This is a genomic window from Paraburkholderia sp. BR10954, from assembly GCF_040965775.1.
Lineage (GTDB): Bacteria > Pseudomonadota > Gammaproteobacteria > Burkholderiales > Burkholderiaceae > Paraburkholderia > Paraburkholderia youngii.
This window is the reverse complement of the sequence record NZ_JBFRCK010000006.1, coordinates 228311-251048: the sequence shown is the minus strand read 5'-3', so window position 1 is coordinate 251048 and position 22738 is coordinate 228311. Positions and strand designations below refer to the sequence as shown.

The following is a 22738-nucleotide window of genomic DNA, read 5'->3' as shown; positions in this document are numbered from 1 at the left end:
AACCGCGACCTCTGGGGGGCCGCCCCTCTGAATCACGTCAGAACCTGAACACGACCGCCCTTGACTGCGGCCTTCAAGACCGACCAGTCCTTCTCATTCTGATCGGCATACGCGAGGGCGAACCGCTCGATGGCTTCGTCGAATTGCTCCGACTTGCCGAGATATCCGATGAGTAGCGCCGGATCGCCCGCTTTCGCCATCGAATGCGCCAGCGCATGAGCACAGGAGGCCGCGTATTCGCTGAGGTCTTCGGCATCGAAGGTCGTGAAGTCGAAGGCGCCCTTCATGTCACGCAGTTGCCGCACGTAGAAGTCATTGCCCGTATGCTGCATCTTCGACCAGCCGAGAAAAATATCGCTGGCCGACTGCAGCAGGCGCTGCCCGTTCACGACGCGCTGGCCGTGATTAGGGAAGCGACTCGGCGGCAAATAGTCCTCCAGAACCGAAGCCCTCGCCTCCTTCAATTGCAGAAACAGCGGACACTCGCCATCGGCCATGAAAAGCGCCTCATAACAGCGCGTGCCCACCGATCCAATTCCCACGACGCGTATTGCTACATCCACCAGTTCATAGCGGTCGAACAGGGCGCGCCTGTCGTCCGGAAGCGTCAGCCGATAGTCGGCGAAAAAGTGCCGTACCAGCGCATCGTAGTGCTTCTGGTCGTGCGGGCTTTCCAGAGGAACGTGATACACGAGCGGCGGCACATCCTTGATGCGCAGCTTGCCGTTAACCAACTCGGTCGAATGATTCATTACGGAGCGCGACGACTGCAGCCGGGCCATGTCGATGACGGCCCGTTCCTTTTTTCGTTCCCGTTCCGAATCGGCCATGGCCAGCATGCTGCCGGTCCCGAACTGGCCGTACCAGACGTCGAGCGTGTCCATGCGGCTGAACCCCGCCATCCGGTGCCGGAACGTCTCGCACAACCGGCGCACGACGCTGCGCTGGTCGCGAGTGGCGAATCCGCGCTCACGCGCTGCGATCACGAACGAGGCCGCTAGCCGGCGCACATCCCAGTCGAAGGGGCCCGGCAACGTTTCATCGAAGTCATTTGGCCCAAACAGAATGCGACGCTCCGGGCTCGCGAACAGTCCGAAATTGGCCAGATGTGCATCGCCGCCGAGTTGCACGTTCACGTTGGAGTGCGGCAGCCTCGACAGGTCGAACGCCATCAGCGGCGCCGCGCCGCGATAGAACGCGAATGGACTCTGGACCATACGCCCGTAGCGGATCGGAATCAGCTCCGTCACCCGGCCTGCGTTGGACGCTTCGAGTAGCGCGAGCGGATCCCGATCTTCGATCCTGCAGTCGGCGAGCCTGTCACGCGAGACCGCCTTGCGCGCCGCCTTGCCACGCTCCATTCTCATGGCCAGCGTGCCGCGGCCCGCAAACATCGTGGAAGGATCGCCTGGTACCGCCATGGTCTTCCGATCGATGCGTTCCGTAGCGGGCCCAGGATGATTCGCAGCAACGGTATTGAGCATGTGCCACCTTCCTTTCAATTCAGCGTCAAGGCCGCCTCGTCAGATTGCCTGCCTCATGCCGGTTTGGTGCCCGAAGCAGGCGCGGATTCCGCTTCGGATGTCGATGGCGTGGGCGCCAGATCGCGCAGCGTGTCGACTGCAGCGTCGACCGTCGCAAAGATCTCGCGATGCGCGCCGCGCGCACGCAGTGCCGGATACCGTTCGATCTGGTGTCGCACGCCCGTCGCAAGCGCGACGGCGGCAATACCGACACCGCGCTTGTCAAGTTCCGAGCCCAGTTGGACCAAGGTCTTGCCCGCCGTGTAGTCGATGTTGTAGATCTCGGTCGCGTCGACCACGATCCAGCGCAAGGGTGGGCTCGCTTCGGTCACGACTTTGAGCACTTCCTCAGTGAAGCGGCCGGCGTTCGCGTAGAACAGATCGGCCTCGAACCGGTAAACAACGATGCCGGGTGCCGCGAGCAGATTGGGTGCCACATGATGCGATAGCCACCGGTCCGCGGGGCCGCGCGTCAGCACACGCGTGCGCAGCCGGTAGCTATGCCGCGCATGCGCGATCAGCGAAAGTACGACGGCAGCCAGAATGCCGTGCATCACATCGACGAACACCACGACGCCCGCCGTCAGCAACGCCACGACGAACTCGTCCTTCTGCATGCGGTACAACTCGGCCATCCCCTTAACGTCGATCAGTTTCACACCGATCATGAAGACGATGGCCGACAGTACCGCGGCAGGCAGAAAACCAAGCGGCTTCGTGAGAAACAGCAACACCAGAAGGACGATTGCTGCCGTCGTAAGATGAGCGACCTGTGTGCGGCCGCCCGCTTCGTCCACCATCTCCGTCTTGGTCGGGCTCCCATTGACGACGAACGTGCCCGTGAACGCCGCCGCAGCATTCGCAGCCGCGAGGCCGATGATGTCGGCATTGTCGTCGCCCTTCTCGTTGTAGCGGTTGGCATACGCGCGCGCGGTTGCGGCGCTCTGCGCGATGATGACGATGAAACACGATGCGGCCGTGGCGAGCACCTGATTGATCGCGTTCGTATGCATCGGCGGCAGGAACAACGAAGGCAAGCCGCCCGGCACGTCACCCGTAACCGCAATGCCGTGCGAGGAAAAACCGAACATCGCGCTCGCCACGATAGAGCCGATCACGGCAATCAGCGCGCCTGGGGCGCGCGGCGCGAAGCGTTTGCACCCGACGATCACGGCGAGCACGGCAATGGCCAACGCCGCCGTCGGTGTGTTCGTCTCAGCGACGCGCTGAAACACGGACACGACTTGCATGATCGGCCCATGCCCCGCTTTCGGGAGCCCGAGCAGTCCGGCGAACTCGCCCGCCGCGACCTGCACGCCGACGCCTGTCAGAAAGCCGATCAGCGCACTTCGGGCAAGGAAGTCGGCGAGAAATCCCAGCCGGAACACGCGCGCAATCACGAGCATTACCGCTACCATCAGCGCAACGGTGCTGGTCAGGCCGACATATTCCTTGCTGCCCACCGCGGCGACGGCGCTCAACATGCCGGCAAGGATGGCCGCCGTGGCGGAGTCCGCAGCCACCACCAGTTGGCGCGATGCCCCGAAGAAGGCGAATGCGACCAGAGGCAGCAGGATCGTGTAGAGGCCGGTGACCGTAGGCGTGCCGGCAATCTTCGTGTACCCCATCACTTCGGGAATGCCGAGCGCCGCCAGCGTGATTCCGGCAACGACGTCGTGCGGCAGCTGTGCGGCGTTGATCGGTAAAAGGCCCTGCAAGAAAGGCATGCGATGCAGCAGAGGTTCCATCGAAGCAGCAGGTTTCATGTTGTCGCCTCCACTCGGTTTGTGAGTTTGTCGACCAGTGCATCCGCGATGATCACATCGCCGATGATCACGTTGGATGCGCCCGCGTTCTCGAACAGCCCTTTTCTCAATGGATTTTCACCGGGGACGGCAATCGGGAGTGCGGGATTCAGCGTATGCGCGAGCAAGGTGATTGCCAGATTGTTGTTGCTGTCGGGTGTCGTGACGACGAGCGCGCTGGCGCTATCGAGCCGTGCATCCCTGAGCACGTCGTCGAACGCGTCGGGCGAGCCGAGCACGACCATATGGTCATGATCTGCCGCACGTTCGGCCTGCCCCTCATCACCGACGAGGACGAGGACCAACTGCCCCGCATCACGCAATCGATCGGCGACCAGCATGCCGAGGGAATGGAATCCAACCACGACGACGTGATTGGCGAGCTGTTCGAGCTTGCGTTCCATGATCCTGTTCTCCCGATAGGCCATCACATCGTCGCCAGACAACATGCCGGTCAGCTTCGACACCGCGAATCCGCCGACCACCAGCGTCGCGAACATGGCCAGCAGCATGAAAACCTTTTGACGTTCGTTCAACTCGGCGAAGTCGCCGATCGTCGTGACGAGATTGACCCCATCCCAAAGCGCGGTGAACAGCCTGTTGAGAAAAGAGTCATTCGAACGGTCGAGCACGATCAGCCCGGTGGTGGCGCCGCCCAGAAGCAGCAGGAGCAGTCCGAGGGTATGTCGCACACGGCGGCGCCATTCCCGAACGCGGATACGTCCAAGACGCGGCTCATCGACACGGAAAATCCACATGGTTACCTCATACGGTCAAACGCCGGTTGTCGCCACTCGGCGAGCAGCGCGCCATTGCGCTCATAACTGCGACTCGATCGGCAGCAGGCCCATGAACCAGACGCTCGTACGCCGCCCAAGAGAGACGTCCGGCTCCGAGTCCAATTCCGTTACAGCGCCGTTTTCGGTGGTATCGATCCAGACGATCCGGTTCGAGCCGTTCGCGTCGGCACGGAGCTCCACTCGCCAGGCAATCCGGTCCAGGTGCGGCTCGACGTCGTCGACCACCTGGCCGGCAATTGCCGGGCTATTGCAAAGCACACCGATTTCCGTGTTGAGATGGCTCGAGCGAGGATCGAGATTCATCGAGCCGATGAAAACGCTTTGCCGGTCGAACACATACGTTTTTGCATGCAACGAGGCCCTTGAGGAACCGAAGAACTTCCGTTGTGATTTGACGTCGGCCGAGCCGACCGGCTTCAGCTCATAGAGGTGCACCCCGGCCTCGAGGAGCGCTTCGCGGTAGTGCTCATATCCGGCATTGACGGCGACGACGTCGGTTGCCGCCAGCGAATTGGTCAACACCGTGACGCGTACCCCGTGCGCGGTCAGATCGCTTATCCAGGCGACTCCTTCCTTGCCCGGCACGAAGTAAGGCGAGATGATGAGCATCTGCTGTGCGGGTTTCAGGTTCAGGGCCTTGAACCGCGTCATCAAGTGGCCTTGCGTGTCAGTCGGGTCGCGGGTGATCTTGGCTGGATCGTCGTACAGAAGCGTGGCTTCTCCCCAGGCAAATTCGGTGTCGCCCGGTTCGAAGACCGTGGCCAGCCGTTCTCTCGCCTGCGCGACATACGCAGAGTCATGCTCCGATTTGATGTAGTCATCCAGTTTCGCGCGGTAGGCGGGCAGCGCAGACGATTCCGCCGGATGCCCTGCCAGTTGCTCGATCGAATAACTCGCTTCGGAATTCCAGAACTGGTCGAAGGCCTCCGAGACTTTCCGGACGACGGGACCGTGCACCAGCACATCCAGATCCCCGAAGGCCACCACGTTCGAGGCACCGAAGTATTCGTCGCCGATATTGCGCCCGCCAAGAATCGCGGCTTCGTTGTCCGCGACCATTGCCTTGTTGTGCATGCGCCGGTCCACCCGCGATAATTCGAGAGCGGTAGCAAGCGACTTGAAGCTCCGGCTCGCGACCGGATTGAACAGCCTGATCTTCACATTTGGATGCGAGTTGAGCGCGAGCAGGACCTGGTCGTCCGGGTTGGTGCCCAGGTCGTCGAGGAGGACACGAACGCGGACGCCCCGGTCCGCTGCCTCGAGTAACGCCGCCGCGAGTTCTCGGCCGACCAGATCGTCGTGCCAGATGTAATACTGCAGATCGAGCGAACGGTCGGCTTTTTCGGCGAGCGCGATGCGGGCCACGATCGCATCGGTAGGGTCCGGCAGCAGATGAAACACCGTCTCGCCCGGATGCTTCTGCTCTTCGGGCGCGACTAGCGCGCCGAGCCGCGTAGTTTGCGTGTCTTGAAGTGCAAAAGTCTGCGGCCGGTTCGTCTGTGGAGGCAAACCGGCGCACGCGGCCAGCATGAAGACGAGCACGCTTGCAATGAGACGCTGCAGATTTTTCATGTTCGCACCTCGCTCGAACGTCGAAGCGGGATCACACCTGGCTCTCGGGCGCGAAAAGGCACTACTCCTTATTCCGCAGCCGAAGCAGCCCCATCAAAACCTCGTCGCGATACGTTGCGAGCTCCTGCAGCGAGCGCGACTGGACTTCCTCGCGGACACCCTTGATGATGCTCGCCCGCACATCCGGCGTGAGTTCCGGGGTTCCGAGCACGTGCCACCAGGCAGTCAGTGGACCGGTGAACTGATCGAAGAAGTGCTCGATGCCGCCCTGTCCGCCGCCGAGATGATAGAGAAGACTAGGTCCCATGATCCCCCAACGCAGACCTGGGCCCCACGAAACCGCGGCGTCCGCATCGCCGACACTGACGACCCCCTCCGCGATCAGGTAAACCACTTCGCGAAACAGGGCGGCCTGAAGCCGATTGGCGACGTGGCCCGGAACCTCCTTGCGCAAGCGGATCGTCCGCTTACCGAGGCCGCGATAGAACACGCTGACGCGTTCGATGGTCTCTTCCGAGGTCTTCGCGCCGCCCACGATCTCGACCAGCGGTATCAGGTGCGGCGGGTTGAACGGGTGACCGATCACGCACCGTTCGGGATGATTGGGGCAGGCGGATTGAATCTCGCTCATCGTCAGGCCCGACGAGCTCGATGCGATGATCGCCTCGGGCGCCAGTGCTTCGTCGAGACGACGGTAGAGGTCCTTCTTGAAGGCGATACGCTCGGGTCCGTTTTCCTGGACCAGATCGCTCCCAGCTATGGCTTCTTCGAAGTTGTCCGTGAACTGAAGCTTCGAAGGCGATGCGCCGGGCGCGAGCCCCAGTTGCTCCAGCGCCGGCCACGCAGTCGCGATGAACTCGTCGAGCTTCTGCTTTGCATCGGGGGCGATGTCGGTCGCGACCACATCCAGACCTTTGGCGAGAAATAGCGCCGCCCAGCTCGCGCCGATGACCCCAGTTCCGATGATCGTCACGCGCTCGATTGTCTTGCTCATGGTTCGGACTCCGTGACGTTAGACGAACGCGCTGAACCCACTGACCGCCTTGCCGACGATCAGTGAATTCATCTCGCGCGTCCCCTCATAGGAATAGAGCGCTTCCGAGTCGGCCATGAAGCGCGCGACGCTATAGTCGAGCACGATGCCGTTGCCGCCCAGTACCTCGCGCGCCCAGCCGACCGTCTCGCGCATGCGGACCGTGCAGAACGCCTTGGCGAGCGAGGCGTGCTCGTCCTTGAGCTTGCCCTGGTCCTGGAGATGCGCGAGGCGTACGACCATGCACTGCGAGGCGGTGATATTGCCGAGCATCTTTGCGAGCAGATCCTGGACCAACTGAAAGGACGCGATCGGTTTGCCGAACTGCTCGCGCGTCTGCGCATACTTGAGCGCGTGCTCATAGGCGCCCATGCTGCAGCCCACCGCCTCCCAGGCCACATACTGGCGCGTCAGGCGCAGCACGCGCGCCGTGTCGCGGAAGGTCGAACCGCCCTGCAAGCGGTTTTCCTCAGGCACGCGGCAGTTCTCCATCGTGATGACGCCGTTCTGCACGACCCGCAACGCGACCTTGCGCTCGATCTTCGCGACCGAAAATCCCGGCGTCGTTCTGTTTTCGACGATGAATCCCTTCACCTGTTCGTCGTCGACGTCGCGGGCCCAGATGATGGAGAGATCGCACCACGGCGCATTGCCGATCCAGCGTTTCTGGCCGTTGAGTACCCAGGTATCACCTTCACGCTTCGCGGTGGTGAGGAGCCCGCCACCGGCGCCCGAGCCGACGAGGGGTTCGGTCAGCCCGAAGCAGCCGACCTTTTCGAGGCGAACCATAGGCGGCAGCCACTTCTGCTTCTGCTCTTCCGAACCGCCGAGGTAGATCGAGCCCATCGCGAGGCCGCTTTGCACACCGAAGAACGTCGCGATCGAAGCGTCGACGCGCGCAAGCTCCATGGCGATGAAGCCACCGAGCAGAACGCTGCCGCCGGGGCAACCATACCCCTTGAAGCCGATGCCGACGATGTTCAGATCGCGAAGGCCCGGTATCAGATCGAACGGAAACCTGTCTTCCGCCCAGTACTGGTTGATGACGGGCGCCACGGTCCGTTCCATAAAACTCCGCACTCTTGCGAGGAGTGCCTGCTCGTCTTCGCTCAAGACCTGGTGGATCATGTAGAAGTCGCTATCGGGGGCCGGCAGCGCGCGGGGAGGCTTTGTCTCTGGCATGGTGTGTCTCGCACAGGTGAATCAGGACGGTGTATGGGCAAGGTAGTCGTAGACCACTTCTGCCCTGCCTAGCGACAGGTCGGTCAGCAGATGCACGGCTGAGAGGATTTCTAGCACCGGGAGCTTCGCTACCGGTGCGAAGCAGTGCGGATGCAGTTCCAGCGACGCCGGACCTGTCCACGCCCCTTTGACGGTCAGGTCCTCGATGTAGTACCTGACGATTTCGCACACGCGCGCCGTGCAGTCCACGTGCGGCAAGATCTTCAGCAGATAGCCCGGCGCCTCGAGGGTTTTCCTGACCGAAGCGAGATCGAGCGGCTTGTACTTATAGGCCATCGTCGCCGTGGCCACGCGCACGCCGTTGTAGTCGAGCGTGCCAACCAGAGCGTCGTTGCGCACCTCCAGCTTCGGTTGTGCCAGCACCTTCGGAAAGCCCAGCAGTTCTCGACCGGAGGCGATGCCGGCCTCGCTGTCGAGAAACATCGCATGCGTGAAGCCGCCGGCAACGCCATCGAGCGTAACGGGTATCACCTGGCCGGATTCGGTGTAGGAGCCAAGCCCGCTCGAATCGGGCATGTTGATGAACTCGTACTTGACGATCGGCTCGACAGGCCTGAGCGGAGCCGGGACCACTCGCGCAAGGGCCTCCGGATCGGTGCGATACGTGATGATCACGAACTCGCGATCGACGAACCGGTACGGCACCTTAGGATAGGCGGGGCTCGTCAGTGGCATCGCGTAGGCCGATGCGCGCACTTCGTCTTCAGTCATGGAACGCTCCTAGTCGCCGTGCGGGGTGGAAGGCGTGCCTCGCTCACGACGCGCCCTTGAATCGTGCGACCGCGCCCGCATCGTTCAGCCGTGTGATATCGGCTTCGCCGAACCCCAGTTCCTGCAGGATCTGCGCACCGTGTTCACCGAGTTGCGGGGCCGCCGTGGGCTTCACTTTCGGCGAGCCGAACACCTGAAACGGGCTGCTGACGGTGCGGGCTTCCTTCCCGCCGGGCTGCGCGAGCGGTACGACGATCCCGTTGGCCGGCAATTGCGGGTCGTCGATGATTTCTCTCGCGACCTGAACGACACCGAAGATCACGCGGCCGGCACCGAGCACCTGCTTCCAGTACGCGAGCGGCCGGCTCGCGAACATCGGATCGAGAATCTCGACCAGATGTGCGGAGTTGGCGATGCGGTTTTCGTCGAGGAAGCGCGGGTCCTCCAGCAAGTCGGGCTTGCCGATCGCCTTGCAGAAGCCCGGCCAGTCCTTGCGCTGCGCCGCAACGAGCAGAATCCAGCGCTTGTCGGCGGTCTGGTAAGGATTGAGCAGCGCATTGGGCGGCGACTTGCGGTCGTGCTGTGCGAAGAAGTGGCCGCCGTTCAGGCCGCCTTCGACCCACGCGCCCGCGGCCCAGATGCCGTTGGCGATCAGCGAGGTCGAGACATGGCTGCCCTTGCCGGTCGTCGCGCGCACGTAGAGCGCGGTTACGATCGCCGCATAGAGCGTCGTGGCCGTCGCGTGGTCGCCAATGCCCGGGATCGGTAGCGTCGGCGGACTGCCGGCGTCATGCGTGACTTCCATCAGGCCGGAGCGCGCCCAGTATGCGGTGACATCGAATCCGGGCGTGTCGGCCTCCGGGCCTTCGGAGCCATACCCCGTGACGTCGGCGTAGATGAGCTTGTCGTTGAGCGGCGCGAAGTCCTCGTAAGTGCAGCCGAGCGACGCCTTGACGCGCGGCGGGAAGTTCACGACGACCACGTCGGCCCAGCGCACGAGGCGATGCAGCACTTCTTTGGCGTCGGACTTCTTCAGGTCGATCGCAATGCCGCGCTTGTTGCGGTTCGTCAGTTGCCATGCATAGTTGACGTCACTCGTCGGGTTCGGCGGCATCGCCGAAAAGTAGCGGTAGACGTCCCCGGTGCCCGGCGGTTCGACCTTGATCACGTCGGCGCCGAAGTCGGCAAGGATCGTCGTCGCGGCAGGGCCCGCAATGTAGCTCGCAAGGTCGAGCACCTTCAAACCGGAGAAGATGTGATTGCCGACGTTCATCGAGTCACCTCCATGATTTTGATCTGCCCGCTTCCCATAGCTTGCGCGCGCGGCGCAGCCGATGGCGAACGGAGTGGCGAGAGCCGCGTTTTATCGAGCTGTGAACTTCGGAGGCCGTTTTTCCAGGAAGGCTTTCGTGCCTTCCGTCTTGTCGTCGGTGGAGGCACATACCCCAAACAAGGCCGCTTCGAGCGCAAGTCCCTCGGAGAGCGAGCCATCGAGACCGCGATTGACAGCCGCGATCGCATGGCGCACCGAAAGCGGCGCATTCGCGTTGATCCTCGCGAGGATCTCTTGCGCGCGGCCGATCAATTTCGATGGCTCGACGATTTCGCTCACGAGCCCGATGCGCAGTGCTTCTTCTGCCGGAATCATTTCGCCAGTGAGGATGAGTTGCAGGGCAACGCTTTTGCCCACCACGCGAGGAAGGCGCTGCGTTCCGCCGAAGCCGGGAATGAGACCGAGCCTGATCTCGGGCTGCCCGAATCTCGCGTTAGGGGTTGCCAGACGGATCGTGCACGCCAACGCCGTTTCACATCCGCCGCCGAGCGCGAGACCATTGACTGCCGCGATGACAGGCTTACCCAGGTTATCGACGAGATCGAGCAAAGCCTGTCCGGCGCGTGCTGCATGCACGGCCTCGACAGGCGTTGCGGTGGCCAGTTCGCCGATGTCCGCTCCCGCAATGAATGCACGATCGCCTGCACCGGTCACGATGACGCCGCCAATGCGCGCATCGTCCCGCGCGCATTCGAATGCCGCTTTCAATTCACGGATGGCTTTCTGGTTCAGCGCATTGAGGACCTCGGGGCGATTCAGCGTGATGACAGCGGCAGCGTTGCGCTGTTCATAGACAATCGTTTCGAACGATTGTTGTGCAAGTGTCTTTTCCATGAGTCTGTGGATTCCACACGAATTGTTCAACTCGTGGACAATTTCACCACCACCGCGATTGCCGGTCACTCACTATCTACGCACTAATCCGCCCGATTTTCCCGTACCGTGATCAACTCGACGGTAGGAGAATCGAACGGACTGCAATTCCGCGGGCGAAGTCTCGATGGCATGCACCAGCGCTGCCCATACGATGTGCCAGGCGAGTCATACTTTGGTGTAAGCCGATCACACCAACGAACAATCTTCATTGCTTGGCTCGCAGCCTGGTACTGATGCACGATTGCGTAGCGCTCACTGAGCAAAGCTAGTTGAGGGATCGCTGCATGCGTGCGCCCCAGGTCGTTTCCATCGTCGATGACAATGAGCCTTTCCGCTCGGCGACTGCGCGCCTCGTGCAAGCATTCGGGTGGATCGTGCGGGCATTCGATTCCGCGGAGCAATTCCTGGATTCAGAGGACGTTCACAACACGGCATTCCTCATCTCGGACATCAAGATGCCGGGTATGTCCGGGTTGGCGATGTATAGCCGCCTTCTCGAACTGGGACTCGCGCCTCCCGTCGTTTTCATCACCGCGGGTCCAACTGCCTCTCTGCGCGCCGAAGTTCTCGCGACCGGCGCGTTTGCCTTGCTCGAAAAGCCGATGGACCCCGACGAGCTGGAGCGGTGGCTGAACCATGCTTTACGTCAGCCTTAGCCTTTCCTCGCGATCCTGTAGTAAGGATTTCGCTACAACGCCGCAATCCGCTACGCAACCTCGTCGAGGCTAGCGCCTATACTTCTTGTGGCGGCGTGGCAGCCCTTTTCCCACCCAACCTAGGGGATTCGCTCATGAACGGCAGTGGAATTGCAGAGGTCGCGCGGTGGTCGACCCGTGACCTGCCTGCCCCCCAACGCCTTGACGTCTGGGCGGATGTGCTGACCTCGGCAATGATCCCCCTGTATGTCCGGGCAAGCAATCCACGCGAGTTCGAAGCGAACATGACTGTGGTGGCCTGTGGTCCGCTGACGGTCGTGCGGCAGTCGGGCACTCCGCACACCTGCGGCCGGGGACGCAGCGAACTGGCGCGCAGCGGCAAGCGCCAGTATCACTTGATGATGAGCCTGAATAACACCTATCACGTCTCGCATCGCAACGATCTGTGCCTCGCGCCCGGCGACCTCGTACTCGTCGATTCGGACCTCAATTGCGGCATTGATCTCGTGCGTTGGTACGAATTTCTCAACATCGGCGTTCCCGTTGAGTGGCTCAAACGTTGGATTCCCGACGTTGGCTCTCTTGTTGGTCGGCGCATTCCGGGTAATTCCAACTGGGGCGCCGCCCTTGCCGCCTACCTGGTCCAGCTGTTGCCTGATGCGGTTGCGAACGCGCCTATCCCGCACAGCGTGCTCGCCGATCAGGTGGGCGCCCTGCTCGCGCTCATCGCCCATGAGATGAGCGGTCAAGAGCCCCACAGCAAGCCTGCCGAGCGATCGTTGCGGGATCGCGTGAGCGACTGCCTCGCCCAGCGCTGCCACGAGCATGGTCTGACCGCCGAAGCTGTTGCCGACTCGCTCGGCATCTCCGTGCGCACACTACATCGAGCGCTGGCGGGATGCCAGCAGACCTTCGCCGATCAATTGCTCGACGCGAGGATGATTTGTGCGCTGCGGATGCTCGAATCGAAGATTTTCTCGCGGATGACGGTGGGTGAAATTGGGCGCCGCGCTGGCTTCGCGGATGCGTCGCACTTCACCCGCGTGATGCGCAGAAGAATGGGTGTTACGCCGCAACAATTGCGTATGCACAGAGGCACCGATTCGAGCGACACAGCGGCCCGAAATGCCGCTAAAAGCGATGAAGATCAATAGCTTTCCTGCGCGTCCCACGCCACCCATGCAGGCTTGCCTTTTGGCGTCTCTATGCCAAGCGCTGCACTCATTCTGACGAGATCCGCGACCGAGCGCGCGGCCATTTTTCTCATGACCTGAGATCGATGAATTTTGACGGTGATTTCGCTGAGCTTCAACTGGCTGGCAATTTCCTTGTTCATCAGTCCATCCACGACGAACAGCATCACCTGCTGCTCCCGAGGCTTCAATGAATCGTAGCAAGCGCGTAGCGCGGCTAGCGCCCGTTGGGACGCGAGCCGTTCGTTATCGCAAGCCAACGCATCGGTGACCGCGTCCAGCATGTCCTGGTCGCGGAAAGGCTTAGGGAGAAAGTCCACTGCGCCGGCTTTCATCGCCTTCACCGACATGGCGACGTCGCCATACCCGGTCATGAAGATGATTGGCATCCGAATACCGCTCTTCACGAGTTCATCCTGGAATGCGAGCCCAGTCTCACCGTGCAACCTGACGTCCAGAATCAGGCAACTCGGTACGCCCTCCTTATGGCATGCCGAAAATTCGCGGCAGGACGGGAACGCCTGAGCGCGTAGCCCTATTGAATGCAACAGGTCCACGAGCGCAATGCGCATCGCCTCGTCGTCGTCGATCACGTATACCATCGAGACCAGACCGTCGGCAGGGTTCATGTTCGTAACAGCCGAAACCGGCTCAGCACGCATCTCGTTCTCCCGCACCGGCAGCAACTGTGATACGGCCCAACGCAGACCCGGCGCGGCCTCGGGACAGTCACGCCGTTCGCTTACCGAACTTGATCGCTCATCCCCTGACTTGCGAACCGCTACGCTCGGCATCCCCACTCACAGGCAAACCGATTCCACGTTACCGGGCGCAGCCGCGCCCCGTATTGGCGAATGCGGTCCGGTATCGTGAGAATATCCTTGCCCCCACGGTCTGGATGGTCTGAGCATGCCATTCATGGTCGAAAGTCCGGTCTACACGCGCCATAGCAAGGTGTCTCGTTTCGCTTGGCGGGAAATCGCTGCATAGCAGCGAACCTTCATTCCGCACGTTTATACGAACGTATGATTCACCTGGCCTATCACGTGATTTCCACAACCGATCCCACATTTGTAACCAGAACGCCTCTACGTTACCTTTTATCCGGTACGAATCGACATGGATGGCTCGAACCTTCGAAAGGGTTTTCATCGAGGTTTGGACTGAAGTCCGGAGCGGAGAGACGATTATGGATTTGTTGAAGAGCATGCGGATTTTTGAGCGTGTGGCCGACGGCGCAAGCTATACGTTGGCGGCTCGGGAGCTGAACATGAGTACGGGTTCAGTCTCGCGGCTCATTTTCGACCTCGAGCAGCATCTTGCCACGCGACTCCTGCATCGCACGACGCGGCGGATTGCCTTGACGCCCGCGGGCAAGCGCTATCTGGCGCGTTGCCACTCGATTCTCGAAGCCCTGGACGAAGCAGAAGCTGAAGCCAAATCGATTCACATCAGTCCAACAGGCTGCCTTAGGGTTCACGCCTCCCAATCGCTTGCGCAACACTATTTGGTGCCCGCAGTGAGATCCTATCGGGAGCGGCATCCGTCCGTGCAGGTTGGGCTGACGCTATCGGACTCTCCGGTCAACCTTCTCGCCGGTGAATTCGACATGGCCGTCGTGGCGACCGAGGTGCTGCGCGACTCTTCGCTTATCGGTACGCGTCTTGGCAGTTCCTACAGCGTGATGTGCGCGTCTCCAAACTATCTCGACGTGCATCCGATGATCAACAGGCTCGCGGACCTTTCGAACCATAGTCTCGTTTGTCTCGCCCCCTCCTGGTCGGACAACGTCGAATTGACGTCGCAAGGGTCAAACGGCTGCGAAACGGTTTCCGTTCAACCCGGGCTGTGCATCAGTTCGCAATCTTCGCTTGCCAATGCCCTCGAACTTGGGATGGGAGTGGGCTTACTGCCGCTGCATGCAGCCGTTGATGCGTTCCGCGATGGACGCCTCGTGCACATACTGCCTGCCTGCCAGTTTGAACACGTTGACATCTACGCACTCTTTGCGTCGAAGATGTTTCTCGACGCAAAGGTGAGAACGTGGGTTGAACATCTGAAAGGCAGTTTTGCTGAATCCAGCAAGAACGATCAACTGGTTCTCTACAACACGAGTGATTTGCAGGTGGCGTGAGCCTGCCGCAGACAGGCGGTCCGGCACGGCGATAGCGCCTACCGCGGCTTGCGCTTCATTGAGAGACTGCGTCTGGTATGGCCGTCTCGCCCCCTGCCAGAGACCCAGTTGTCGATGATCGCGTCGATGGTCAGTTCGACCATCATGCAGGTGTCGGACCAACGCTTCGTCGGAGTCGTGCGAGGCACGAGCACCACATCGTAGATTGCTGTGATCAGGGTGTCCCCGGCAAACCGATTGGGTAACGGCGGCTCCGGCAGCGCGTCGAATAACGCGTCAACGTCACACGACGCCACCTCCTCGAAGTATTCCGCCGCAGCCGTGAGATCGTCTTCGCGAACCGCGACGAACAGCGCCCGTTGATCATCGAAGTACTGGTAAATGGACGCTGGCGAATAGCTCGCCTCGGACGCTATGCGGCGAAGCGAGACCTGGGACGCGTCTTCTCGCGCCAGCAGCCGGCGGCCGGCGTCGACAAATGCCTGCCTGACCTTCGCCTTGTCTTCGGGTGTCTTCGCGCGGCTCAGACTGCCGCTTCCAGGGGTACGTTTGCTCAAGTTGTACGTTCATTGAGAGTTGTCGGGCCGGCATGGCGCAAGAACACCGCCGGCAGGGTCTTTCTTGACATCATGGAACTGCGGGCGCTATTGCAACGGAACGCGTTCAGTTACGTGCGTCCATGCCGGATCCGCATTCAACCGAGGATGAAGGTAGTGCCGCACAGCGAAAATGCCCTTGCCCCTCCCGACGACACCCCCGCTCCCGTGTATCGGGACTTCTGTCAAGCGAAGACAAAAATGAACGCCAATGTCCAATTGAACATGCGCAATAAGGACGAGCGCAAGCGTGCCGATCCATTCGTTCTGCTCGGCCAGCTGAGCGCGTACATCGGCCACGAAGTCAATCAACCGCTCGGCGCGATCGTCGCACACGGTGAAGCATGCCTGCGATGGCTCAATCGCGAGACACCGGCATACGAGGAGGCGACGGCCAGCGTGCAAAACATCATTGGCCTCGGGCAGCGTGCGAGCGAAATCGTCCAGTCCATTTGCAGCCTCGCGACTCCGTCTGCCCTGCAAGCGACACGACTGGAGCTAAACGACCTAGTTCATGACGTGATACCCCTCGTTGGTCACGACGTATCGAACCACCGCGTCTCGCTGCGAAGGTTTTCATCAACCTCATCCTGAATGGCATTCAGGCCATGGCCGACATCGATGACAGGCCGCGCGAGCTCCTGATCGAATCGTGCATGGAAACCGGCGGATTTCTGATCGTCAGCGTGCGCGATACCGGCATCGGAATCGCGCCCGAGCATGCCTATCGGTTGTTCGACGCTTTTTTACGACGAAACGCGGTGGCAAAGGGATAGGCCTCGCGATGTGCCGTTCGATCATCGACGCACATGGCGGAATCATATTGGCATTCAACAACGCCGGGCACGGTGCAACGTTTCAATGTCGATTGCCCGTGATTGAAGCAAGCGCCAACGCTGAGTGAATCGTGGTGGCTCGGCGCGCCGCCACGCAATGACAACTCCCCCGCAATGAATTCATAGCCATCCGAATCGTACCGTCGCAACCGGACTGAAACGTGCAACTCGTTTTTCTAACCCGGAACGACTCCCAACATACACATGTATGATCCCACTACCCTTCTGGGGGACTGCGCGAGCCGTTGGTACGATTTTCTTGTTTTCGCAATTGCGACATGATGATATCCGCTCCGGGTGCTGCACGGTTCTCGTGGCGCCGGAGGTCAATTGCTATCACCTGCATTTGGACTCCTTATCACTTGTTGAAATTGAAACCAATCACACTCCAGATCTATCCAATCCGCCACTTGGCAGCCGCAAAGGATTGATTACTCGGAATCGCAAACGAGTATTCGATCGCCGAAGACTGCGCTCGGGCATTTCGCGAAGGAATGGAACCATGAATGCAAAGCCGCTCACCGCGGGCAATCGTTGTCCGCAAGATCGCACGAGCCGGGTCCTGATCTGGGTTTTCATCGTGGTCACCGCGCTCTGCTGGGTGGGAATGATCCTGGCAACGCGCGCCACCTATCAGCAGGCAGCGCCACTGCCACAGCAGATGGTCGCGCCCAACCGCGCACCGGTGATGAGCTACGCCGACATCGTCGCGGGCAAGTCGGGATTTCAGCAAGCCGATCTGATGGATTTCGGCAGCCTGTATGGCATGGGGTCCTACTTTGGCGAAGATTTCACCGCCAGGTACCTCGTCGAGCTGGCGAAGGAGGTGCGAAACAATCTGGCGTTATCTCGCTACGGCAAGTCGTTTGACGCCGCGACGGCCGATCAGCAGGCAAGCGTCACGCGTACCATGCAGGCACAACTTCAGGGCATCGATCTGAGTCAGCAGCAGGTTGTGCTTCCGGACAGCGTGGCTCAGGCGATTCAGGCGCTGCGACCACGCATCAGCGCAGCGCTGCTCAACGACAACTTTGCACAAGGCTATACAGGGGCACGTTCGCTCGACGCATCCACCGCCACGCAAACCGCGAGCTTCATCCTGTATTCGTCGCTCACGACCGTCGCACGCCGGCCCGGCAAGGACTACTCATGGACCATCAACTGGCCGCCCGAGCCCCTGGTCGGTAACTCGCCCACCGCTGCCACGTTCCAGTGGACGTGGATTTCGTTCACGATGATATTCTTCGCGATCGGCGCCATCCTGATGATCTTTCGCCTCTGGATCGAGCCCAAGGCCGGGACCGAAACCTTCGAACCGGTGCTGCGAGGCTTCAGGGAACCCACCCCCAGCCAGCGTGCGCTCTGGAAGTATTTCCTGGTGGTGGCCGGTGTCCTGCTGGTACAGATCCTCGCGGGTTCGATCATGGCGCACTACTACACCGATCGCACCAGCTTTTACGGCATCGAAGTGGACAAGTGGCTGCCGTTTGCCGCCTTGCGCAGCGTGCACCTGCAGGCGCCGATCGTGTGGATCGGTGTGAGCTGGATCGCCGGGGGCCTCTTCCTCGCGCCCTTGATCGGCAAGCGTGAACCTGCCGGGCAGCGTGCGTTGGTGAACCTCATTTTCTGGGTACTGGTAGTCATTGTGGCTGGGGCGCTGATCGGCGACTACCTCGGTGTGATGGGCGTCATCCGTGCACACTGGTTCTGGTTCGGCAATCAGGGACTGTCGTATCTCGAACTGGGCCGCTTCTGGCAAGTTCTCTTCTTTGCTGGTCTCGCCGTCTGGTGTCTGGTGTTGCTGCGTGCATTCGGGCCCACCCTCAAGGCCCTGTTCAGGCAAAGCGGCGGAACGCTCTACGGCCTGTTCCGCATCGAGCATCTTCTCTGGGCCGCCACGCTGAGCGTCACGGTGCTCTATGTATTCGGCATGATTCCGTTCGGCTCGCCCAACCCGTCTTTCTCGATCACCGAGTTCTGGCGCTGGTGGGTCGTGCACCTCTGGGTCGAGCTTGCCTTCGAGTTGTTCGCAGCAGCGGTGACCGGCTACTTCCTCATGGCGCTGGAACTGGTGTCGCGGCAGATGGTTGAGCGCGCAGTGCTATTCGAATGGATCCTCATTATGGTTGGCGGGGTGCTCGGCACTGGCCATCATATGTACTGGGCAGGCGAACCAAGCCTCTGGGTGAGTTTCGGCAGCATGTTCTCGTTCCTCGAGGTCTTGCCGCTGTTCCTGCTGGTGCTGGAAGCCATCGAGCAGCAGCGTCACATCCAGCATGAAAAGGATTTCCCGTATCGACTTGCCTATCTCTACATTCTCGGGTCTGCATTCTGGAACTTCGTGGGCGCCGGGGTGTTCGGCGGCGGCACGCTCAATGCGCCGCTGGTCAACTATTACGAGCATGGCACCTTCCTCACGCTGAACCACGCGCATACGTCGATGTTCGGCGCCTTCGGGTTGCTCGCCATTGGTCTGATCTACATGGTCCTGCGCTATTTGAACGGCCATCGCGCGTGGAGCGACCGCTGCGGCGTGTGGGCATTCTGGCTCTACAACGCCGGCCTCGTAATGTGGATCGCGATGAACTTCTACCCGGTTGGCTGGCCGCAACTGCTGGCGGTTTACACGCACGGCTATGCGTATGCGCGAAGCCTCGAGTTCTACAGCACCACCACCTTCTGGCAGTGGATGCGCATGCCGGGTGACATCGTGTTCGCCGTGGGTGCCCTGTTGATGGCCTGGGACTTTATTGTCAAGATTCTTGCGCAGCGCGCAGCGGCCATTGCCGAGGCACCGTCTGCGACCGTCGCATCCGAGCAGTCGCTGTGAGCAGCCTTGACCTGTTGGGTATCGCCCGGAGCGGATTGCAAAATCCGCTCATCTGCTCGTCGCTCGCCGCCTGTGTCCTATCACTGGCGGCCTGCACGAGCACTTCGGATGTCGCCGCTACCGACAAGCCGAATGTGTTTACCGTCACCGCCAGTACGCGGGGCGCTCGACTGTCGTGGGTCAGCGCATATCGAAAGGCCGTCAGCAGCGCCAGTGACTACTGCACCAAACGCGGCATGCAGGTCGGCACCCGGTTCGATTTCATACGCAGCGGGCGCGAACTGGAACAACAAGGAACGGAGTTGACCTTCGAGTGTCACCCGCCATTTTGACCGGCCGGCGGGAATGATTCAGGGGGTTTGAGGTGTTCGGGGCAAGGCTATTTGTCACAAATGACCGCCGTCATGACGAGCGGCATGACTTCCCTTACCGTCGCCGGGCCACCCGTTTCGCGAATGCGTTCGCTGACCGCCTCTTTCCCTGCCATGACGACGACACCATAGACGCGATGGGGCGTTTCACCTTCGCTGATTTTCTGGGTGAACATGTCATCGTTCGGGGAAAATCCGAAGACGGTCCGCACCTCGAATCCGAGTGCCGTCAAGTTCTGATTCGGCCTGAGCCGGTACGCGTTGACCGAGTTGGCCGACACTTTCATGGGTACAGGATCGATCTCGTTTTCATCGACCAATTGCTCGATGAACGTGTGGGGACCGAGATGGCAATCGAGGCTGGCGCCGATCTCCTGTGCATAAATCGTATTCGAGACGAACGCTGCGCCGAGGGCGACGCATCGAGGCAAATGAGAGACTTTCACGAGCATCTTCTCCTTGAACAATCGGCTCGCCGGCTCGACCAGCAATAGAAGCTTAAGCGCAAAGCGGTCCGCAACTCAATTGCACAATGGTGTTAGCCGCTTATCCATGTCGATGGAAGGGGCGCGAGCGCCGGGCCGAACGAGTCGCGCATCCAGTCTGATCAAAATCGGTATCCAACTCCCACGAACGTAATCCATGGATTCGCAGTGATTCGCGTCTTGTTCGTGAGCGCAGGCTGTCCATTGGCAGCATAGGCCGTCACTGTCGCATTCGTCTTGAGCGGCAAATAGGTGACCGACGCCGTGGCGTACCAGTTCTTGCTGAAATTGTACGAGGCGCCCGCATTGAACGCTGGATTCCATGACGGACTCAAGGAACTCTCGACATGGCTGCCCGGCCCGGCGAACTGCTGCAATGCGCCGCTAAAAGTCGAGTTGAGTTCGGTATGGGAATACCATGTGTAATTCACGCCCACGCCCGCGAACGGCCGGAATTTCGACTGCGCATCCCCAAGGTAATACTTCACGAAGAGGATCGGCGGCCATGATCGCGTGGTGGCGAGCGGCTGCAGGTTGCCCAGGTCGAGCCCCGGACCGCTCGGCCCGACTGGCGTCACCCTGCCCTGCGCATAGAGCTTGAGCTTGGGCGGTATGCCGCTCGCCAGATCGAGCGCGATGTGGTCCGTGACGAAATACGTCATCGAGAGTTCGGCGGTGAACGTATTGTGGATCTGCCCGCCCGTGCCCGGCGAAGTATAGGTGCCGAACGCCGTGGTGCTTGTCATGGGCGTCGCCGACGATTGCCCGAAGTCGAGCCACGCCCCGCCCACGCTGGTGATGAGGCTGCCCGCACTCTGGGCCATCGCGCTACTGCATATCGCCCCGGGTATCAGGGCGAGACATACGAATTTCTTCACTTTCATTTTGATATGGATTCCGAATTGAGTTCAACGAATGTTTCTGAAAATTCAGTGCAACTGCTTTACAGCTGTTCGATGACGACCGCGCCAGATGTGCCGGCCTTGATCGCCTCCAGCAACGCAGACGCTTTGGGCAGGATCTTTTCCGCGTAGAACCGTGCGGTGGCGAGCTTGGCTTGATAGAACTCCGGATCTTCCTGCGCCGCCAGCTTCTGCGACGCCACCGCCGCCGCGCGCGCCATCTGCCAGCCGCCGCACACATAGCCCACGAGCATCAGGTAATCCGCCGAACTGCCGAGTGCTTCGTCGGCGTCTTTGGCGAACGCGCCCAGCATCCAGGCGGTAGCGTCTTCGAGTACCTGCACGGCCGCGGCAAAACGCGTGCCGATCGATACGACTTGCGCATCGGCGTTGCGCTCCAGTGCGGGCAGGACTTCGCTCAGCTGTGCAATCAGCGCTGCCATTGCCGCGCCGCCATCGGCCGCCAGCTTGCGGCCGGCCAGATCTGCCGCCTGAATGCCGGTCGTGCCTTCGTAGATCGTCGCGATCCGCGCATCGCGCAGGAACTGGCAAGCGCCCGTTTCTTCGATGTAGCCCATGCCGCCATGCACCTGCACTCCCATCGACGCGATCTCGACACCCAGTTCGGTACACCAGCCCTTGAGCACCGGAATCAGCAGATCGATGCGAGCCTGGTGACCCGCACGCTCGTCGCCGTCGGGATGCCGGTGCGCACGATCCATGTCGCTTGCCATCACGTAGGCAAAGGCCCGCATCGCTTCGACCTGCGCCTTCATCGTCATCAGCATGCGGCGCACGTCCGGGTGATGCACGATCGCCACCGCGTTGGGCGACTTGCCGCTCGCGAGGCGCCCCTGCACGCGTTCCTTCGCGTATTCGCGGGCCTGCTGCCAGGCGCGCTCCGCCATCGCGAGGCCCTGGATACCCACCTTCTGGCGCGCTTCGTTCATCATCGTGAACATGTGCGCCAGGCCCTTGTTCTCCTGGCCGACCAGGTAACCGATCGCGCCGCCGTTTTCGCCGAAGCTCATCACGCAAGTCGGGCTCGCATGAATGCCGAGCTTGTGCTCAAGAGAGATGCAGCGCACGTCGTTGTTGGCGCCGGGCGTGCCGTCGTCGTTCAGCAGGAACTTTGGTACGAGGAAGAGCGAGATGCCGCGCACGCCTTCGGGCGCGTCAGGCAGGCGCGCGAGCACGAGGTGGATCACGTTGCCGGTCATGTCGTGATCGCCCCACGTGATGAAGATCTTCTGGCCGTGGATACGATAGTGCTCCCCCTCAGGCACGGCTTTCGTTCGCACCGCCGCGAGGTCCGAGCCGGCTTGTGGCTCGGTCAGGTTCATCGTGCCGGTCCATTCGCCGCTCACGAGATTCGGCAAATAGCGCTCCTTCAGCGTCTGCGAACCGTGCAGGCGGATCGCCTCCGTTGCGCCCGCCGTGAGCATCGGGCACAGCGCGAATGCCATGTTCGATGAATTCCACATCTCCACCGCGGCTGCATGCATCAGTTCAGGCAAGCCCTGTCCGCCGAATTCCGGGTCTCCGGCGAGGCCGCACCAGCCGCCCGAAACATACTGCTCATAGGCACGCGCGAATCCGTCGGCAGCAGCCACACCATGCCCGGTCAGGCGCGCACCCTGCGCGTCGCCGGGCTTGTTGAGGGGATCAAGCACTTCGGTCGCAAACTTCGCCGCCTCGTCGAGCACGGCATCGGCGAGTTCCGGCGAGACGTCATCGAAACCGGGCAATGCCGCGATCGCCTCGAGGCCAGCCAGTTCGTTCATCACAAAGCGCATGTCGCGCAGGGGGGCAATATAGGTCGTCATGGTCGGCTCCTCCG

At 61.1% G+C, this 22738-nt stretch carries 20 protein-coding genes and 1 pseudogene; 7 read left to right on the top strand and 14 right to left on the bottom strand.

What is annotated here, in order from left to right; translation table 11 throughout:
* Nucleotides 1-32: 32 nt before the first annotated feature.
* The 9 genes from AB4Y34_RS12230 to AB4Y34_RS12190 all read right to left on the bottom strand — a co-directional run bounded on the left by AB4Y34_RS12230 (nt 33) and on the right by AB4Y34_RS12190 (nt 10922).
* On the bottom strand, nt 33-1361 hold the full coding sequence (locus AB4Y34_RS12230; RefSeq protein ID WP_368716203.1) for a DUF2252 domain-containing protein: 1329 nt from the start codon (nt 1359-1361) through the stop codon (nt 33-35).
* Nucleotides 1362-1537: 176 nt separating this feature from the next.
* Nucleotides 1538-3289: a SulP family inorganic anion transporter gene (locus AB4Y34_RS12225; RefSeq protein ID WP_368716144.1), complete on the bottom strand. Its 1752-nt coding sequence runs from the start codon at nt 3287-3289 to the stop codon at nt 1538-1540.
* The gene (locus AB4Y34_RS12220; protein ID WP_368716143.1) at nt 3286-4020 is read right to left on the bottom strand and encodes a TrkA family potassium uptake protein; all 735 of its coding nucleotides are present in this window, start codon (nt 4018-4020) and stop codon (nt 3286-3288) included. The genes AB4Y34_RS12225 and AB4Y34_RS12220 overlap by 4 nt, the downstream gene beginning before the upstream one ends.
* 126 nt (nt 4021-4146) lie before the next feature.
* Entirely contained in the window at nt 4147-5700 is a 1554-nt protein-coding gene (locus AB4Y34_RS12215; RefSeq protein WP_368716142.1) for a phospholipase D family protein, read from the bottom strand.
* Nucleotides 5701-5761: 61 nt separating this feature from the next.
* The gene (locus tag AB4Y34_RS12210; RefSeq protein WP_368716141.1) at nt 5762-6694 is read right to left on the bottom strand and encodes a 3-hydroxyacyl-CoA dehydrogenase NAD-binding domain-containing protein; all 933 of its coding nucleotides are present in this window, start codon (nt 6692-6694) and stop codon (nt 5762-5764) included.
* Between the two features lie 18 nt (nt 6695-6712).
* Nucleotides 6713-7861 carry an acyl-CoA dehydrogenase family protein gene (locus tag AB4Y34_RS12205; RefSeq protein WP_368716202.1) on the bottom strand — a complete coding sequence of 383 codons (1149 nt, stop codon included), beginning with the start codon at nt 7859-7861 and terminating at the stop codon, nt 6713-6715.
* 75 nt (nt 7862-7936) lie between these two features.
* The gene (locus tag AB4Y34_RS12200; protein ID WP_368716140.1) at nt 7937-8686 is read right to left on the bottom strand and encodes an acetoacetate decarboxylase; all 750 of its coding nucleotides are present in this window, start codon (nt 8684-8686) and stop codon (nt 7937-7939) included.
* A 43-nt stretch (nt 8687-8729) separates the two neighbouring features.
* A complete protein-coding gene (locus tag AB4Y34_RS12195) occupies nt 8730-9959 on the bottom strand; it encodes a CaiB/BaiF CoA transferase family protein (RefSeq protein ID WP_368716139.1) in 1230 nt (409 codons plus the stop codon).
* A 90-nt stretch (nt 9960-10049) separates the two neighbouring features.
* Nucleotides 10050-10922 (bottom strand): enoyl-CoA hydratase-related protein, encoded by an 873-nt coding sequence (locus AB4Y34_RS12190; protein WP_368716138.1) that lies wholly within the window; start codon nt 10920-10922, stop codon nt 10050-10052.
* Nucleotides 10923-11179: 257 nt separating this feature from the next.
* Between AB4Y34_RS12190 and AB4Y34_RS12185 the strand changes: the two genes are divergently transcribed.
* Together AB4Y34_RS12185 and AB4Y34_RS12180 are read left to right on the top strand one after the other, a co-directional pair.
* Nucleotides 11180-11551 (top strand): response regulator transcription factor, encoded by a 372-nt coding sequence (locus AB4Y34_RS12185; RefSeq protein WP_176365831.1) that lies wholly within the window; start codon nt 11180-11182, stop codon nt 11549-11551.
* A gap of 134 nt (nt 11552-11685) precedes the next feature.
* A complete protein-coding gene (locus tag AB4Y34_RS12180; RefSeq protein WP_368716137.1) occupies nt 11686-12705 on the top strand; it encodes an AraC family transcriptional regulator in 1020 nt (339 codons plus the stop codon).
* Here the strand turns inward: AB4Y34_RS12180 and AB4Y34_RS12175 are convergent.
* Complete coding sequence (locus AB4Y34_RS12175) at nt 12699-13406, bottom strand: response regulator transcription factor (protein WP_368716201.1); 708 nt, start codon at nt 13404-13406, stop codon at nt 12699-12701. The genes AB4Y34_RS12180 and AB4Y34_RS12175 overlap by 7 nt on opposite strands.
* Nucleotides 13407-13933: 527 nt before the next feature.
* Here AB4Y34_RS12175 and AB4Y34_RS12170 point away from each other — a divergent pair.
* Nucleotides 13934-14878, top strand: coding sequence for a LysR family transcriptional regulator (locus AB4Y34_RS12170; RefSeq protein WP_368716136.1), 945 nt, complete (start codon nt 13934-13936; stop codon nt 14876-14878).
* 38 nt (nt 14879-14916) lie between these two features.
* Here the strand turns inward: AB4Y34_RS12170 and AB4Y34_RS12165 are convergent, their stop codons facing one another.
* Nucleotides 14917-15435: a TetR/AcrR family transcriptional regulator gene (locus AB4Y34_RS12165; protein WP_368716135.1), complete on the bottom strand. Its 519-nt coding sequence runs from the start codon at nt 15433-15435 to the stop codon at nt 14917-14919.
* Between the two features lie 240 nt (nt 15436-15675).
* Between AB4Y34_RS12165 and AB4Y34_RS12160 the strand changes: the two genes are divergently transcribed.
* The 4 genes and pseudogenes from AB4Y34_RS12160 (at nt 15676) to AB4Y34_RS12145 (ending at nt 19472) form a co-directional block, all read left to right on the top strand.
* Nucleotides 15676-16068: a histidine kinase dimerization/phospho-acceptor domain-containing protein gene (locus tag AB4Y34_RS12160; RefSeq protein ID WP_368716134.1), complete on the top strand. Its 393-nt coding sequence runs from the start codon at nt 15676-15678 to the stop codon at nt 16066-16068.
* A 14-nt stretch (nt 16069-16082) separates the two neighbouring features.
* Nucleotides 16083-16378, top strand: a pseudogene (locus AB4Y34_RS12155) (ATP-binding protein).
* 434 nt (nt 16379-16812) lie between these two features.
* Nucleotides 16813-19140, top strand: a complete 2328-nt coding sequence (locus tag AB4Y34_RS12150) for a nitric-oxide reductase large subunit (protein WP_368716133.1) — start codon at nt 16813-16815, stop codon at nt 19138-19140.
* Nucleotides 19137-19472, top strand: a complete 336-nt coding sequence (locus AB4Y34_RS12145; protein WP_368716132.1) for a hypothetical protein — start codon at nt 19137-19139, stop codon at nt 19470-19472. Before AB4Y34_RS12150 ends, AB4Y34_RS12145 begins: the two co-directional genes overlap by 4 nt.
* Before the next feature lie 47 nt (nt 19473-19519).
* On the opposite strand, the gene AB4Y34_RS12140 is transcribed toward AB4Y34_RS12145, so the two are convergent.
* The 3 genes from AB4Y34_RS12140 to AB4Y34_RS12130 all read right to left on the bottom strand — a co-directional run bounded on the left by AB4Y34_RS12140 (nt 19520) and on the right by AB4Y34_RS12130 (nt 22724).
* The gene (locus AB4Y34_RS12140) at nt 19520-19963 is read right to left on the bottom strand and encodes a hypothetical protein (protein ID WP_368716200.1); all 444 of its coding nucleotides are present in this window, start codon (nt 19961-19963) and stop codon (nt 19520-19522) included.
* A 155-nt stretch (nt 19964-20118) separates the two neighbouring features.
* Nucleotides 20119-20880: an OmpW family protein gene (locus tag AB4Y34_RS12135; RefSeq protein ID WP_368599509.1), complete on the bottom strand. Its 762-nt coding sequence runs from the start codon at nt 20878-20880 to the stop codon at nt 20119-20121.
* A gap of 59 nt (nt 20881-20939) precedes the next feature.
* The gene (locus AB4Y34_RS12130; RefSeq protein WP_368716131.1) at nt 20940-22724 is read right to left on the bottom strand and encodes an acyl-CoA dehydrogenase C-terminal domain-containing protein; all 1785 of its coding nucleotides are present in this window, start codon (nt 22722-22724) and stop codon (nt 20940-20942) included.
* Between the last annotated feature and the right edge of the window lie 14 nt (nt 22725-22738).

Bases quoted from the DNA above. Each gene is read 5' to 3' on its own strand.
- AB4Y34_RS12135 (WP_368599509.1), bottom strand. From the start codon at position 20,880: ATGAAAGTGAAGAAATTCGTATGTCTCGCCCTGATACCCGGGGCGATA.
- AB4Y34_RS12185 (WP_176365831.1), top strand. From the start codon at position 11,180: ATGCGTGCGCCCCAGGTCGTTTCCATCGTCGATGACAATGAGCCTTTC.
- AB4Y34_RS12150 (WP_368716133.1), top strand. From the start codon at position 16,813: ATGAATGCAAAGCCGCTCACCGCGGGCAATCGTTGTCCGCAAGATCGC.
- AB4Y34_RS12160 (WP_368716134.1), top strand. From the start codon at position 15,676: ATGAACGCCAATGTCCAATTGAACATGCGCAATAAGGACGAGCGCAAG.
- AB4Y34_RS12140 (WP_368716200.1), bottom strand. From the start codon at position 19,963: ATGCTCGTGAAAGTCTCTCATTTGCCTCGATGCGTCGCCCTCGGCGCA.
- AB4Y34_RS12175 (WP_368716201.1), bottom strand. From the start codon at position 13,406: ATGCGTGCTGAGCCGGTTTCGGCTGTTACGAACATGAACCCTGCCGAC.
- AB4Y34_RS12200 (WP_368716140.1), bottom strand. From the start codon at position 8,686: ATGACTGAAGACGAAGTGCGCGCATCGGCCTACGCGATGCCACTGACG.
- AB4Y34_RS12230 (WP_368716203.1), bottom strand. From the start codon at position 1,361: ATGGAGCGTGGCAAGGCGGCGCGCAAGGCGGTCTCGCGTGACAGGCTC.
- AB4Y34_RS12210 (WP_368716141.1), bottom strand. From the start codon at position 6,694: ATGAGCAAGACAATCGAGCGCGTGACGATCATCGGAACTGGGGTCATC.
- AB4Y34_RS12180 (WP_368716137.1), top strand. From the start codon at position 11,686: ATGAACGGCAGTGGAATTGCAGAGGTCGCGCGGTGGTCGACCCGTGAC.
- AB4Y34_RS12170 (WP_368716136.1), top strand. From the start codon at position 13,934: ATGGATTTGTTGAAGAGCATGCGGATTTTTGAGCGTGTGGCCGACGGC.
- AB4Y34_RS12205 (WP_368716202.1), bottom strand. From the start codon at position 7,861: ATGATCCACCAGGTCTTGAGCGAAGACGAGCAGGCACTCCTCGCAAGA.
- AB4Y34_RS12215 (WP_368716142.1), bottom strand. From the start codon at position 5,700: ATGAAAAATCTGCAGCGTCTCATTGCAAGCGTGCTCGTCTTCATGCTG.
- AB4Y34_RS12225 (WP_368716144.1), bottom strand. From the start codon at position 3,289: ATGAAACCTGCTGCTTCGATGGAACCTCTGCTGCATCGCATGCCTTTC.
- AB4Y34_RS12130 (WP_368716131.1), bottom strand. From the start codon at position 22,724: ATGACGACCTATATTGCCCCCCTGCGCGACATGCGCTTTGTGATGAAC.
- AB4Y34_RS12195 (WP_368716139.1), bottom strand. From the start codon at position 9,959: ATGAACGTCGGCAATCACATCTTCTCCGGTTTGAAGGTGCTCGACCTT.